The following is a 14,327-nucleotide window of genomic DNA, read 5'->3' on the forward strand; positions in this document are numbered from 1 at the left end:
TGGTGGGGTTGCTTCGGTTGACACTGCCAAGAGTTGTCTCCTATAATAAATTAACGATTTTGCGTCTATGGAAGTGAAAACTTATGATTCGAAGCATGACTGGTTACGGTAGAAAAGAAGATAGCAAAGGCTCCATTCGAGCAACAGTCGAGATTCGTGCAGTGAATCACCGCTTTTCTGAGATTGTCGTGCGCCTGCCCAAAGCATGGAATATGCTTGAGGATTCGATTCGTAAGCTGGTCGCGCAGTTTGTCAGAAGAGGGCGTGTCGATGTCACTGTCTCAGTGGAAGGGAAAAATTCTTCTGCTACGGTCATGGACATTGACTGGGATGTGGCTGAACAGCTAGTCTCCATTTCCCGCGAGATGACTCAGCGTTTTTCGCTAGAGACGCCTTTAACCGTCAAGGATCTGCTACACTTTCCTGGCGTGATACATACCAAAGAGTCAGAGGACAATGTGGAGGAGCTGACAGAGTGGCTCCAAGACCTGGTCAGGGGCGCGGCAATGGATCTCGTTTCGATGAAAGAGACCGAGGGTAATCTGCTGCACGCTGATCTAGCCAGTCGCCTGACTGCCGTCAACACATGGACGCGGGAGATCTCCCAGTTGGCCCCTCTATGTAGGGAAGATTACAAGGGCCGACTTGAGCAGCGCGTAAGTGAGTGGGCCGGTTTGACACCTTTTGAATTGGACCCTGCTCGTGTAGCGCAAGAGGTTGCCTTTTTCGCTGATAAAAGTGATATTAGTGAAGAGTTGACCCGTTTAGATAGTCATTGCCAACAGTTTGCCATTCAATTAGGCAAAGAAGAAGCAATTGGTCGAAAACTGGATTTTCTGCTCCAAGAAATGAATCGGGAAGCCAATACGATTGCTTCCAAAGCGAATCATTTGCGCATTCAGCATCTGGCTGTCGAGATCAAGACAGAACTGGAGAAGATGCGGGAGCAAATACAGAATGTTGAGTAGCATGAAAGGATGGGCTGGGCCGTCATGGCAATCAAGCTAATCAATATCGGTTTTGGCAACATTGTCAATGCCAACCGCATTATTTCAATTGTAAGTCCGGAGTCCGCTCCTATCAAACGGATCATCCAGGAAGCGCGCGATCGCAACATGCTTGTGGACGCTACTTATGGGAGACGTACACGTGCGGTCATTATTACAGACAGCGATCACGTGATTTTGTCAGCGGTACAGCCAGAAACAGTGGCACAGCGCTTGACTACGAAGGATGACGAATCGGACGAATAAAGTAGGAGTGTAAACAATGAGTATGGTTGATCGTGGTCTCCTTTTGGTTCTTTCCGGACCAGCTGGTGTGGGAAAAGGAACAGTATGCAAGGCACTTCGTGAAGTGATGCCTGATCTGGTGTATTCTGTTTCCGCTACCACACGCCAGCCGCGTCCTGGAGAGGTAGAAGGAGTTAATTACTTTTTTAAAAGCCAGGAAGAGTTCAAGCGGATGATTGAAGAAGATGCTCTTCTGGAATGGGCAGAATACGTAGGAAATTACTACGGAACACCTCGTCAGTTCGTGGACGATATGCTGAATGAGGGGCGCGATGTTATTCTTGAGATCGAAGTTCAGGGTGCGCTTCAAGTGAAAGAGAGCTTCCCGCAAGGTACATTCCTGTTCCTGGCTCCTCCTGATTTAAACGAACTGGAAAACCGGATCGTGGGACGCGGGACAGAATCACAAGAGATTATTCGCAAGCGCATGGAAGTGGCGCGTGCTGAAATCGAGCTCATGGACCACTACGATTATGTAGTCGTCAATGACGTCATCGAATCGGCTTGCGATCGAATTCAAGCGATTATTACAGCGGAGCATCTGAAAAAAGATCGTCAGGTTCACAAATATCGCAAATGGTTACAGGAGGTTGAATAGAATTATGTTGTATCCATCTATTGACGAATTGACCGAAAAAGCAGAGAGCAAGTACATCCTGGTGACAGTAGCATCCAAGCGTGCGCGTCAGCTTCGCGAAAACAGCGAAATTCAAGTGGTGAGACCAAAATCCAAAAAGTTTGTAGGTTTGGCACTGGAAGAGTTCATCTCCGACGAGCTCGTTCACGAGTTTTTGGACGGTCGCAAATAAGCAGTCACCTTTAAAAACAACCTCACGAGGTTGTTTTTTTCGGATTTCGGATAGGGGAGAAGGGAGAGAGTGCAGATGCATTCGCTTGCAGGAAAACGAATTGTTCTTGGGGTATCGGGCGGCATCGCTGCTTACAAGGCTGCTGCATTGACCAGCAAGCTGACACAGGCAGGTGCATTGGTGCATGTCATTTTAACAGAGGGTGCCTTACAGTTTATTCAGCCTTTGACGTTTCAAGCCTTGTCTCACCTGCCTGTTTATACGGATACATTTACAGAGCCAGACCCGCATGTGATTAGCCATATTGAACTGGCTGATCGAGCTGATCTCGTATTGATCGCGCCAGCAACGGCAAACGTGATTGGCAAAATGGCGAATGGCATAGCGGATGATATGCTGACGACGACTGTACTGGCTACGAAAGCGCCTGTCATGGTCGCGCCTGCCATGAACGTCAATATGTACAATCACCCTGCAGTTATTGCAAATATGGATAAGCTTACGGCCTATGGTTATCGGTTTGTTGAACCGGGTGTCGGGCTCTTGGCATGTGGATGGATTGGCAAAGGACGTTTGGCGGAGCCAGAGGAAATCGTCGAAGCTGTTCGTCAATGGTTTGCTTCCGATGAGACTAGACAAATGATCCGAGAAAAAGATTTGCAGGACAAGCATGTACTGATCACAGCTGGACCGACCCGTGAAAAAATTGATCCAGTTCGTTACATAACCAATCATGCTTCAGGAAAAATGGGCTACGCTATCGCGGAAGCGGCACGAGACAGAGGGGCGAAGGTCACACTGATCAGTGGGCCTACTTCCTTGGCACGTCCTGATGGAGTGGAATTCATTGCGGTGGAATCGGTACAAGAAATGTTTGATGCCGTCATGGAGCAGTTGCCTCACTGTGACATCGTCGTCAAATCAGCAGCAGTGTCCGATTATCGACCGAAGCATGTATCTGAACATAAGATGAAAAAGGGTGATGGTCCACTCGAACTGGAGCTGGAGAAAGCACCCGATATTTTAAAGACCATTGGTGATCGGAAAACGAAGCAATTCGTCGTGGGCTTTGCAGCAGAAACCCAAAATGTGTTGCAGCATGCCCAGTCCAAGCTGGAGCGAAAAAATCTCGATATGATCGTAGCCAATAACGTATTGCTCGAGGGAGCAGGTATGGGGAGCGATACGAATATCGTCACCTTGCTAACCCGTGGCGGAGAGCAACTGGCATTGGATAAGTTGAGCAAGCGGGCTGTGGCAGACAGGCTGTTTGATGCTGTCCTTGCAGTACAAGAACATAAGCCGCTCCGAGACCTGTCATGATTGCTCAAATTATCGTGGACGTTCCGGTCAATCGGACGAATCGACCTTTTGATTACCATGTTCCGCCTTGGTTGCGTCCACTGATTCGCATTGGCAGCCGTGTGGTTGTCCCATTTGGTCCCCGTCAACTGCAAGGCTATGTCATCGGGATCGTCGAGGACGGCGAAGCCATACCAGATCGTTCGCGACTAAAAGATGTCGTGCAGGTACAAGACGACACTCCTCCTCTTACGCCAGAGCTGCTAAAGATGAGCGAATGGATGTCCAAGCAATACTTGTGTCCGTGGGTAACGGCTGTACAGGCGATGCTTCCGGCTGTGCTCAAAGGGAAGTCGGAGAAGTGGCTGACGGCGACAGACGCATTGGACGAAGAGGCATGCGGGAGATCGGGGCTTCTGTGGGAATTGTTCCGCAAACGGCAACTACCGCTAGCAGAAGTAGAGAAACAATTTGCGGAGGAGTATTTGCTCGTTCCGGGTTGGATACAGAGTGGTCTGCTTGCTACCGAATATCAAGTAAGGGACAAAATTACCCGCAAGCAGCAATCATTTGTCCGGAGTTTATTGGATGAGGGTAAGCTGGAGGAAGCGATAAGTTCGTTGCCAGCGCGGGCGGAGCAGATGCGCCGTGTCCTTCAACTGATGCTCATGCACAAGGAGCAGTCCTTATCTGTACAAATGCTGCGGGATGAATACGGAATAACGCGTTCTCCGCTAAAAAGCCTGGAATCAAAAGGCTGGATCGCGATCGAGCAAGTAGAGGTTTACCGGGACCCGTACGCCAATCGACGTTTCCAGGAAAAGCAAAAGCCTGTCTTTACCTCGGTACAGGAAGCGGCACTGACACCTATCTTGCAATCGATTGATTCGGGGACGTATGCTTCTTACTTACTGCACGGTGTTACCGGAAGCGGGAAGACAGAAGTGTATCTCGAAGCGATCGAACGTACGTTGGAAAAAGGGCGCGAGGCGATCTTTCTCGTTCCGGAAATTTCACTGACTCCGCAAATGGTGGAGCGCTTCAAGGCCCGTTTTGGTGCAGACGTAGCTGTTTTGCACAGTGCGTTGTCACAAGGAGAGCGCTATGACGAGTGGCGCAAGATCATTCGTAAACAGGTCAAAGTAGTGGTAGGTGCACGATCTGCCATCTTTGCTCCGTTTCGGAATGTTGGTTTGATTGTGATTGATGAAGAGCATGAGAGCTCGTATAAGCAAGAAGAGACCCCTCGCTATCATGCACGGGAAGTAGCCCTGTGGCGAGCGAAAGAGAATCAGGGTGTACTCGTCATGGGAAGCGCCACTCCTGCCTTGGAGACGTATGCACTGGCTACCCGAGGCCGCTACGAGCTGTTGCGCATGCCAGAGCGTGTCGGGAACCGTCCGATGCCGCAGGTACATGTCGTGGATATGCGAGAGGAGCTTCAGTCCCAGAATCGTTCGATGTTCAGCCGGAAGCTACATGAGATGATTGCAGATCGATTGGCAAAAGAAGAGCAGATGGTCATTTTCCTTAACCGAAGGGGCTTCTCTACCTTTGTCATGTGCCGCTCCTGTGGCTATACGATGCGCTGCATTCATTGCGACATCTCGCTTACTTATCACAAAACGAATCATACGGCGCGTTGCCATTACTGTGGATATACCATCGCACAGCCTAAGCATTGTCCGGAGTGTCAGAGTGAGCATATACGCTTTTTTGGTACCGGAACACAAAAGGTGGAAGCGGAGCTGGCTAAACTTTTCCCTGGAATCCGGGTCATCCGAATGGATGTGGATACGACCTCGCGTAAAGGCTCTCACGAAGAGCTGCTAAACAAATTCCGCACGGGTCAAGGCGACGTTTTGCTCGGTACGCAGATGATTGCCAAGGGCCTTGATTTTCCACGAGTGACGCTAGCGGGAATCATTGCAGCGGATACTTCCTTGCATCTGCCTGACTTCCGTGCAGCGGAAAAGACATTTCAGCTCTTGACGCAGGTAGGTGGACGGGCAGGACGGCATGAACTGGACGGAGAAGTCTTGATTCAGACGTATACGCCAGAACACTACAGCATTGTCCATGCGACCAAGCATGATTATCCCGCATTTTATCAGGATGAAATGTTGCAGCGCAGACGAACAGGCTACCCTCCGTATTTCCGGCTCGTATTAATTACGTTCAGCCACGAGGATGTACCTGTTGTTATCCGCGGTGCGCATACAATGGCTGACTATTTACGGCAGCGTTTGGCACAGACAACGGTCCTCTTGGGCCCAGTTGCTTCGCCCATTGCGAGGGTGAAGGATAGATTTCGTTTTCAGATCATGCTAAAATATCGTGATGAACCGCAACTGTCGGACTTGCTCGCTCAGGCGACGGCTGCGTTTGAAGAATGGAACAAACAGCAGAAAGTATTGATGACGATTGACGTCGATCCTTACGTACTGCTTTAGGGAGGATATGAAACACATGGCGATTCGCACAATTGTAAAACATCCAGATCCGATTTTGCGTGAAAAGGCAATGGTCGTAACCAAATTTAATTCCAACTTGCACAAGCTGCTTGATGATATGGCAGATACGATGTACGATGCAGACGGTGTAGGTTTGGCTGCTCCACAAGTGGGCATCTCCAAGCGTGTCATCGTAATGGATTGCGGTGATGGACTGATTGAAATGATCAATCCAGAAATCGTTGAGCATGAAGGAGAGCAATACGATTATCCAGAAGGCTGCCTGAGCATTCCTGGCCTGCAAGGAGACGTTCGTCGTCACAAGTGGATCAAGCTGCGCGGTCATGATCGTAACGGGAATGTGGTTGAGCTCGAGGCAGACGACCTGTTGTCCCGTTGCGCTCAACACGAGATCGATCATTTGAACGGTGTCCTCTTTATTGATGTGGCTGACAAGGTGTACAAAGTAAACCCGAACCAGGAAGGGGAATAACCATTTGAAAGATGCTCGCATCCTGTTTATGGGAACGCCTGACTTTGCTGTATCGAGTCTTACGGCTGTACTCGAAGCAGGCTACAACGTGGTTGGAGTGGTAACAAAATCCGATCGTCCCGTTGGACGCAAGCAAGTATTGACGCCGCCCCCCGTGAAGGAGGCGGCTTTGCGTCATGGACTTTTGGTATTGCAACCGGAGAAAATCAAGGCAGAAGAAGCCTTGGATGAAGTGTTAGCGCTCGAGCCTGATCTGATCATCACCGCGGCGTATGGACAGATTTTGCCGAAGAAATTGCTCGATGCACCGAAATATGGCTGCATCAATGTGCACGCTTCTCTTTTGCCGAAATATCGTGGGGGTGCCCCGATTCATAAATCAATTGTCGAGGGAGAAGCGGAAACAGGCGTGACTATCATGTATATGGTGGAAGCTCTCGATGCAGGAGATATGCTGTCCAAGGTAGTCGTTCCGATTGAGGAGCGCGATACCGTGGGGACCATGTTTGACAAATTGGCTGCGGCAGGCTCTGAACTGTTGCTAGCTACCGTTCCACGCCTGTTGGCTGGTGAGCTCGTAGCAGAGCAACAGGATCATTCGGCAGCGACTTTTGCCCCGAATATTAAGCGTACTGACGAAAAAATTGACTGGAGCCGTTCTGCGGAACAGATTTACAACCAAGTCCGCGGCTTGAATCCGTGGCCGGTCGCATTTACTACATGTGAAGGCAAGATTTGGAAGTTGTGGTGGGTAGAAAAAATGCTTGCGTCGGGCGAAGGCAAAGAGCCGGGAACGATCATCGCCCGTGAGGAAGACGGTATCGTGGTCGCTTGCGGTAGCGGTGCAGTGAAAATAACCGAATTGCAGCCAGAAGGCAAAAAACGTATGAGTGCACTCGACTTTTTGCGTGGAGCGGGCAGCAACATTGAAATCGGCACAAAGGTAGGAGAATAGTCCGTGGCAAAAAAGGGAGCTCGCGATATCGCCCTCGATGTTTTGAACAGGGTAGAAGAACATAAGTCCTACAGTAATCTTGAGCTGCGCAATGTCTTAGATCGTGAAAATCTCAGTGCAGCAGATGCAGGGCTGGTGACGGAGCTTGTGTACGGTACCATTCAGCGCAAGATGACGCTGGATCATGTCCTGTCCCATTTTGTCGGGAATAAAAAGGTACAGACCTGGGTTCGTAATTTGTTGCGTCTCAGCTTATATCAAATTCACTTTTTGGACCGTATTCCTGAGCGCGCTGCCGTACACCAGGCGGTTGAAATCGCCAAGAAACGCGGTCACCAAGGGATTGCTTCGATGGTCAACGGTGTTTTGCGCAATGTATTGCGCCAGCCGGATGTGTGGGAGCGTCAGCCAAAAGGCGACCGTGCTTTGCAAATCGCCGTAGCCTATTCTCATCCAGAATGGCTTGTACGTCAGTGGCTTACTGTCTATGGAGAAGAGACGACGATTGCGATTTGCGAAGCAAACAACAGAACGCCGCATAGCTCTATCCGGGTCAATGCATGGAAAACGACGAAGGATCAAGTGCTGGACAAGCTGGCGGAAGAAGGGCTGGAAGGCCAAACATCGTCTGTCAGTCCTCATGCTATTTTGATGGAAGGCGGACATGCAGCAGGTTCTCGCTTGTTCAAGGAAGGCTACTTCACGATCCAGGATGAGAGCTCCATGCTCGTAGCACCAGCTCTTGCTGCCCAACCAGGCATGCGTGTACTGGATGCTTGCGCGGCTCCTGGTGGAAAAACAACGCACATAGCAGAAATGATGGAAAACAGCGGGCAAATCATTGCAAGTGATGTGCATCCGCACAAACGCGATCTGATTGCGAGTGCAGCGAAAAGACTCGGGATTACAATCATCGAGCCAATCGTTAGTGATGCGCTGGACCTACCTGAAAAAGCGCTGGGAACTTTCGATCGAATCCTGCTGGATGCGCCGTGTACCGGATTTGGCGTGATTCGTCGCAAGCCAGATCTGAAATGGAACAAAACGCCTGAAGATGTCCGTGCGATTGCTCAGCTACAGTACGAACTGCTCAAGACGTTGGCACCGATGCTTGCTCAGGGTGGTGTCATGGTTTACAGCACATGTACGATCGAGCCAGCAGAAAACCAGGAGATTGTTCGCCGCTTTGTCGAAGAACACCCTGATTTCGTATTCGATGATACACTGGCACAAGACCTGCCTGAGGCTGTCAGAGGGCATGTCGATGAAACAGGAGCCTGCGTACAAATTTTGCCTCACCATTTCGAGAGTGATGGATTCTTTATCGCACGATTGAAACGAAGAGGATAAGGGAACGGACGTACAAACAAGGGGTGGCGCACCAACAGGTGGAAAATGCCACTCCTTTGCCTTTGTTTGCGAGTGCTCAGATTGGTTTACACTAGGAAAAGCGATGCATTTATGAATCTGGATGTCAAAACCGTTTGAAGCGAGACGCCCCACGAGGTACAATGATAGAATGGATTTAGGCAAGCAATGATTTTGAGGATGTGGAGATAGAATGCCGTTAACTACATTTACTGGCGCAAAGCCGCTTATTTACAGTTTGACGCAAGACGAAATGAAGGAATGGCTGGTTAGTGCCGGCGACAAAGCATTTCGTGCGCAACAAATTTTTGACTGGTTATATGTAAAGCGTGTCACTTCTTTTGAAGAGATGAGCAATTTGTCCAAGGAGCTGCGCGAAAAGCTGGCTGATACATTCCGCATAGGTCCGCTCAAGGAAATCACGCATCAAGAATCGCAGGATGGAACGATCAAGTTTTTGTTCCAGCTTGTCGATGGACATGCGATTGAGACGGTGATTATGCGTCATAACTACGGAAACAGCATTTGTGTTACGACACAGGTGGGCTGCCGTATCGGATGTACGTTTTGTGCATCTACATTAGGTGGACTAAAGCGTAACCTGGATGCAGGTGAAATCGTCTCTCAAGTATTGACGGCACAACGCAGATTGGATGCGGAAGGTGAGCGTGTCAGTCACGTTGTCGTCATGGGGATCGGGGAGCCTTTCGAGAACTTCGAGAGCTTGATGGCGTTCTTGTCTGTAATCAACGATAACCGTGGACTGAATATCGGTGCTCGTCACATTACAGTTTCCACCAGTGGAATTGTGCCGAAGATTTACGAGTTTGCTGAACAAGGCGGACAAGTGAACCTAGCGATTTCCCTGCACGCTCCAAACACGGAGTTGAGAAGCCAGCTGATGCCGATCAACCGCGGCTTCCCGCTTGCTACGCTGATGGAAGCATGCCACCATTACATTAACAAGACAGGGCGTCGTATCAGTTTTGAGTATGGTCTGTTCGGCGGGAAAAATGATCAGCCTGAGCATGCAGAGGAGCTGGCCGAACTCATTGGCGACATGCTTTGCCACGTGAATCTGATCCCGGTGAACTACGTACCAGAGCGTGATTATGTGCGCACGCCACGCAATGAGATTTTTCAGTTCAAACGCATTTTAGAGGAAAAAGGAATCAATGTGACCATCAGACGCGAGCAAGGCAGTGACATTGCTGCTGCATGCGGACAATTGAGGGCACAACACGCTAAAGAAACCGTGGGGTGATGCCATGGAAATCGCGATGAAATCCCATGTTGGCCGCGTTCGTCAGGTTAACGAGGACTATTATGCCTGTGTGACCGATTTAAACGGACGCGTGCTCGCCATTGTAGCAGATGGTATGGGTGGCCATCAGGCTGGTGATATCGCCAGTCGCCTTGCTGTTGAGCGAATAGTAAAAGAACTGCGTCACCTAGAAGGGGACCTCGAAGCAGAGGATGTGCGTGAGCAATTGATGAACGCCATCCTGCTTGCGAATAAAGAAGTCTATGAATATGCGATTGAACATCCGGAGTGCAGTGGCATGGGTACAACCGTGGTTGCTGCTTTGTTCGACCAATCCTCCGTGATTACTGCGCATATTGGCGACAGCCGTCTGTATTTTTACAACCAAGACGGTCTGGTCATGAAGACAGAAGACCATTCCCTTGTAAATGAGCTGTTGAAAAGTGGACAGATTACAGCCGAGGAGGCGTCTGTCCACCCTCATCGCAACGTCATTATGCGTTCGGTCGGGACTGAACCGGATGTGCTCATTGATCTTGGGCAGTTTGAATGGTCAGAGGGTGATATCGTCTTGATTTGCTCAGATGGACTGAGCAACAAGGTCAGTCATCCTTCCTTAGAAGAAAATTTGCAGAAACAGATATCGTTACAAGCGAAGGTGGACGGTTTGGTGCAAGAAGCACTGGATGCTGGTGGGGAAGACAACATAACGCTGGTTGCCGTACGAAATACGCTTGATGCCGGTCAGGAAGAGGGGTGAGAGAGATGGAAGGTCAACGACTGGGAGGACGATACCAAATAGAGTCCCGCGTCGGTGGGGGCGGTATGGCCATTGTATACAAGGCCAAAGATTTAATATTGAATCGTCCAGTGGCAGTTAAAGTGCTGCGTTCACAGTTTGGTACGGACGAAGATTTCGTCAATCGTTTCCGACGTGAAGCGCAGGCGGTGGCGAGCTTATCTCACCCCAATGTGGTTGGGGTGTATGATGTCGGTCAGGAAGGCGATACCCATTACATGGTGATGGAGTACATAGAAGGCTACACGTTGAAAGAGGTCATCATTCAACGTGGTGCGCTGCCGGTAGAAGAGGCAGTGCGGATCGCCGAGCAAATTTGCGATGCACTCGATCATGCGCATCAAAACCAGATCATTCATCGAGATATCAAGCCGCATAACATTATGATTGGAAAAAATGGTCGGGTGAAGGTTACGGACTTCGGGATTGCGAGAGCCGTTACTTCAGCAACGATTACGCATACGAATGCGATGCTTGGCTCTGTCCATTATTTTTCGCCAGAGCAGGCGCGCGGCGGGATTACCGGGGAAAAATCCGATATTTACTCGCTGGGGATCGTCTTGTACGAAATGGTGACGGGTGAACTGCCGTTTTCCGGTGATTCGCCTATATCAGTGGCGCTCAAGCATTTGCAGGAGCCGCTTCCAGAGCCGCGCCAAGTCAATCCGGCTATCCCGCAGAGTGTAGAAAATGTCATTTTGAAGGCGCTGGTAAAGGATCCATTTCTCAGATACGCGTCCGCGAGTGAAATGCTAGAAGATTTGGAGACCTGCCTGTTCCCAGAGCGATTAAACGAAGAAAAGCTGACGTTCCCGGTGGATGAAGAGATGACGCGTGTGGTGCCTATCATCACACCTGACATGCTCGAAGGCCATACCAATGGCAAAACCGGAGGAGCGGGGCGTAGCCGCTATGAGCAGCGTACGGAAGAAGAGGATGCCAAACCAGCCAAGAAACAATGGTGGGTCAAAGCTCTGTTGTGGGTAGGCGGTATCGGTCTGTTTTTCGTACTGGCATTCTTCGGATTTAACTTACTGTTGAATCTGTTCCCGTCCGTTCCAGAGGCACAGGTACCTCATGTGGAAGGGATCGAAGTAACGCTCGCTGAGAAGAAGATTCAGGATGCCAAACTGGTTGCCCGTATCGTGGAAGAAGCCAATGATACGATAGAAAAGGGAATGGTGATACGCCAAGACCCTGCACCTCCCATGCGGTTAAAGGAAAATTCCGTTGTAACCTTGTATGTAAGCAAAGGACAACAAGAGATTAACATGCCAAATCTGGTTACGCTACCGCGAGCAACCGCAGAAGAAGCATTGAAAAGCAATGGTTTTAAACTGGAGAATGTCACTTTCGTAGAGGAAGAGGACGACAAGGCTGAGGTAGGGACGGTTATCAAGCAGTCTCCAGCCGCAAATGAAAAAGTGTTCCCTACTAAAACGAATGTGACGGTCACGATCAGTAAAGGAAAAGCCTTCGTGAAAATGCCGGATGTGCGGAATATATCAGTAGAAGCTGCACAAGTAGAATTGTACAAGAGAGGACTGACTGTTGGGAAAATCACCGAAGTGCCTACTTATACGACGGACAAACGAGGTATTGTTCTCAGCACTCACCCTTACGATCCGGGAATGGATGTGCAAAAGGATGTAGCGGTTCCGCTTGAGGTCAGCAATGGCCAATATCCGCAGGACGCCAAGCTGGCAAACGTTCCGGTTTATGTAGAGGTTGTGCCTGGTGAAACACTGGAAGTGAAGATTGAAGTGACAGATGCTCGTGGAGAGGCAAAAGCTCCGCTCACGGAAACGATCACCGAAAGTAAAGAGTACGATGTACCAATTGTCTTGGCGCCACAGAAGGACTCGGTAGTCAAGGTCTTTGTGAAACGATCGACTGATCAAGGCTTCAATGAATACCAGACAATTCCAGTTTCGTATAACAGCTTGCCATAGTGTAGTGGAGGGACATGAATGCCAGAAGGACGGATTGTGAAAGCGCTCAGCGGTTTCTATTATGTAGCCGACGAAGGGCGAATCTACAGTTGCCGTGCACGAGGGCTCTTCAAGAAAAAAGATGCAAAAGTAAATCCACTGGTTGGGGATTGGGTCGTCTACGATGCGATCAATGAGGAAGAAGGCTATATCATGGAGGTGGGCGAACGGACGAATGAGTTGGTTCGTCCGCCCGTTTCCAATGTGGATCAGGCGGTACTCGTCTTTTCGATGTACAAGCCGATGTTCAGTCCGTTGCTGTTGGACAAGTTCCTAACGCACACGGAGCGTGCAGGGATTGATTCTGTGATTGTGCTATCCAAAGCCGATCAAGTGTCGGAAGAAGAGGTAACCGAAATCGTGGAGAAGTATGAAGCGATCGGGTATCGCGTGATTCCGACCTCAACAGCGGATGAAAGCGGTGTGGAGGACGTGCTTGAGGTTTTGCGGGACCGTATTTCGGTTTTTGCAGGTCAGTCAGGTGTAGGCAAATCCTCCCTGATCAACATGCTGTTTCCGGGTGTCAGCTTGCAGACAGGAGATGTCAGCCAAAAGCTCGGACGCGGAAAGCATACAACGCGTCATGTCGAGCTGATTCCACTTGCGGGCGGCGGCTATGTGGCAGACACACCGGGCTTTAGTTCACTGGAATTTATCGATTTCTCCGAGCTCGATCTGGCGGAATCCTTCCGGGACTTTGCCGATCGCAGCTCGGAATGCAAGTTCCGTGGCTGTCTTCACGTAAGCGAGCCAGCTTGTGCCGTGCAGGCCGCACTGGAGGCTGGTGAGATCAGTAAACAGCGCTACGAACACTACAAACAATTCCGCGAAGAGCTAAAAGAATACCAACGGAGGAACAAACCATGGTAAAAATCGCACCTTCTATCCTATCTGCTGATTTTGCCCGTCTGGGTGAAGAAATTCTCGATGTCGAGAAGGGAGGAGCGGACTGGATTCACGTGGATGTAATGGATGGACACTTCGTTCCAAACATTACGATCGGCCCTCTGATTGTGGAGGCGATTCGCCCAGTGACCAAGCTGCCTCTCGATGTGCACTTGATGATTGAGGAACCAGATCGCTTCATTCCGCAATTCGCGAAAAGTGGAGCAGACTGGATTACTGTTCATCAGGAAGCATGCCGTCATTTGCATCGCACGCTGCACTTGATCAAGGAGCAAGGTGTAAAAGCAGGAGTGGTATTGAACCCGGCTACACCGATTTCTACGATCGAGCCAGTCCTTGCTGATTTGGATATGGTTCTCCTCATGACGGTGAACCCTGGTTTTGGTGGACAAAAATTCATTCACAGCGTTGTACCAAAGGTTGCCCAGTTGCGTCAAATGCTGAACGAGCGTGGCTTGGGGCATGTGGAAATCGAAATCGATGGTGGTGTCAATGCACAAACAGCGCGTTTGTGCGAGGAAGCAGGAGCGACTGTCCTCGTTGCAGGCAGCGCGGTATTCAATCAGGCAGATCGCGGTCAAGCGATCGCTGCGATTCGTGGACAGTAAGAATAACACGTAGCTGTAAGCTGACGACGATAGGCAATCGGCGTCAGCTTTTTTTTGTTTTCTCTTGTTAATGCTGTTTGTAATCAT

14 protein-coding genes are annotated in these 14,327 nt (G+C 49.9%); all 14 read left to right on the forward strand.

The features are described 5' to 3' along the window. Positions 1-83: 83 nt before the first annotated feature. Positions 84-968, forward strand: coding sequence for a YicC/YloC family endoribonuclease (locus POF51_RS06940; protein ID WP_069849491.1), 885 nt, complete (start codon positions 84-86; stop codon positions 966-968). Positions 969-992: 24 nt separating this feature from the next. Next, a complete protein-coding gene (remA, locus tag POF51_RS06945; protein ID WP_015891999.1) occupies positions 993-1,253 on the forward strand; it encodes an extracellular matrix/biofilm regulator RemA in 261 nt (86 codons plus the stop codon). Between the two features lie 16 nt (positions 1,254-1,269). Further along, positions 1,270-1,890 (forward strand): guanylate kinase, encoded by a 621-nt coding sequence (gmk, locus tag POF51_RS06950; RefSeq protein WP_173604713.1) that lies wholly within the window; start codon positions 1,270-1,272, stop codon positions 1,888-1,890. 4 nt (positions 1,891-1,894) lie between these two features. Beyond that, positions 1,895-2,101, forward strand: coding sequence for a DNA-directed RNA polymerase subunit omega (gene rpoZ, locus POF51_RS06955; RefSeq protein ID WP_016742004.1), 207 nt, complete (start codon positions 1,895-1,897; stop codon positions 2,099-2,101). Between the two features lie 75 nt (positions 2,102-2,176). Then, positions 2,177-3,424, forward strand: a complete 1,248-nt coding sequence (gene coaBC / locus POF51_RS06960) for a bifunctional phosphopantothenoylcysteine decarboxylase/phosphopantothenate--cysteine ligase CoaBC (protein ID WP_069849487.1) — start codon at positions 2,177-2,179, stop codon at positions 3,422-3,424. After that, positions 3,421-5,856 (forward strand): primosomal protein N', encoded by a 2,436-nt coding sequence (priA, locus tag POF51_RS06965; protein ID WP_069849485.1) that lies wholly within the window; start codon positions 3,421-3,423, stop codon positions 5,854-5,856. Before coaBC ends, priA begins: the two co-directional genes overlap by 4 nt. 16 nt (positions 5,857-5,872) lie before the next feature. After that, positions 5,873-6,349 (forward strand): peptide deformylase, encoded by a 477-nt coding sequence (gene def / locus POF51_RS06970; RefSeq protein ID WP_007728382.1) that lies wholly within the window; start codon positions 5,873-5,875, stop codon positions 6,347-6,349. Between the two features lie 4 nt (positions 6,350-6,353). Beyond that, positions 6,354-7,304 carry a methionyl-tRNA formyltransferase gene (fmt, locus tag POF51_RS06975; protein ID WP_017249464.1) on the forward strand — a complete coding sequence of 317 codons (951 nt, stop codon included), beginning with the start codon at positions 6,354-6,356 and terminating at the stop codon, positions 7,302-7,304. 3 nt (positions 7,305-7,307) lie between these two features. Continuing rightward, positions 7,308-8,654 carry a 16S rRNA (cytosine(967)-C(5))-methyltransferase RsmB gene (gene rsmB, locus POF51_RS06980; RefSeq protein ID WP_069849483.1) on the forward strand — a complete coding sequence of 449 codons (1,347 nt, stop codon included), beginning with the start codon at positions 7,308-7,310 and terminating at the stop codon, positions 8,652-8,654. A 211-nt stretch (positions 8,655-8,865) separates the two neighbouring features. After that, on the forward strand, positions 8,866-9,936 hold the full coding sequence (gene rlmN, locus POF51_RS06985) for a 23S rRNA (adenine(2503)-C(2))-methyltransferase RlmN (RefSeq protein ID WP_069849481.1): 1,071 nt from the start codon (positions 8,866-8,868) through the stop codon (positions 9,934-9,936). Between the two features lie 4 nt (positions 9,937-9,940). Further along, positions 9,941-10,696: a Stp1/IreP family PP2C-type Ser/Thr phosphatase gene (locus POF51_RS06990; RefSeq protein WP_069849479.1), complete on the forward strand. Its 756-nt coding sequence runs from the start codon at positions 9,941-9,943 to the stop codon at positions 10,694-10,696. Positions 10,697-10,701: 5 nt separating this feature from the next. Next, positions 10,702-12,687: a Stk1 family PASTA domain-containing Ser/Thr kinase gene (pknB, locus tag POF51_RS06995; protein ID WP_271754622.1), complete on the forward strand. Its 1,986-nt coding sequence runs from the start codon at positions 10,702-10,704 to the stop codon at positions 12,685-12,687. Between the two features lie 18 nt (positions 12,688-12,705). After that, positions 12,706-13,596: a ribosome small subunit-dependent GTPase A gene (gene rsgA / locus POF51_RS07000; RefSeq protein WP_271754624.1), complete on the forward strand. Its 891-nt coding sequence runs from the start codon at positions 12,706-12,708 to the stop codon at positions 13,594-13,596. Next, positions 13,590-14,240, forward strand: coding sequence for a ribulose-phosphate 3-epimerase (gene rpe / locus POF51_RS07005; RefSeq protein ID WP_069849473.1), 651 nt, complete (start codon positions 13,590-13,592; stop codon positions 14,238-14,240). The genes rsgA and rpe overlap by 7 nt, the downstream gene beginning before the upstream one ends. The last annotated feature ends 87 nt before the right edge of the window (positions 14,241-14,327 follow it).

Source organism: Brevibacillus sp. AG, assembly GCF_028369215.1.
In the GTDB taxonomy this organism is placed as follows: Bacteria; Bacillota; Bacilli; order Brevibacillales; family Brevibacillaceae; genus Brevibacillus; species Brevibacillus porteri.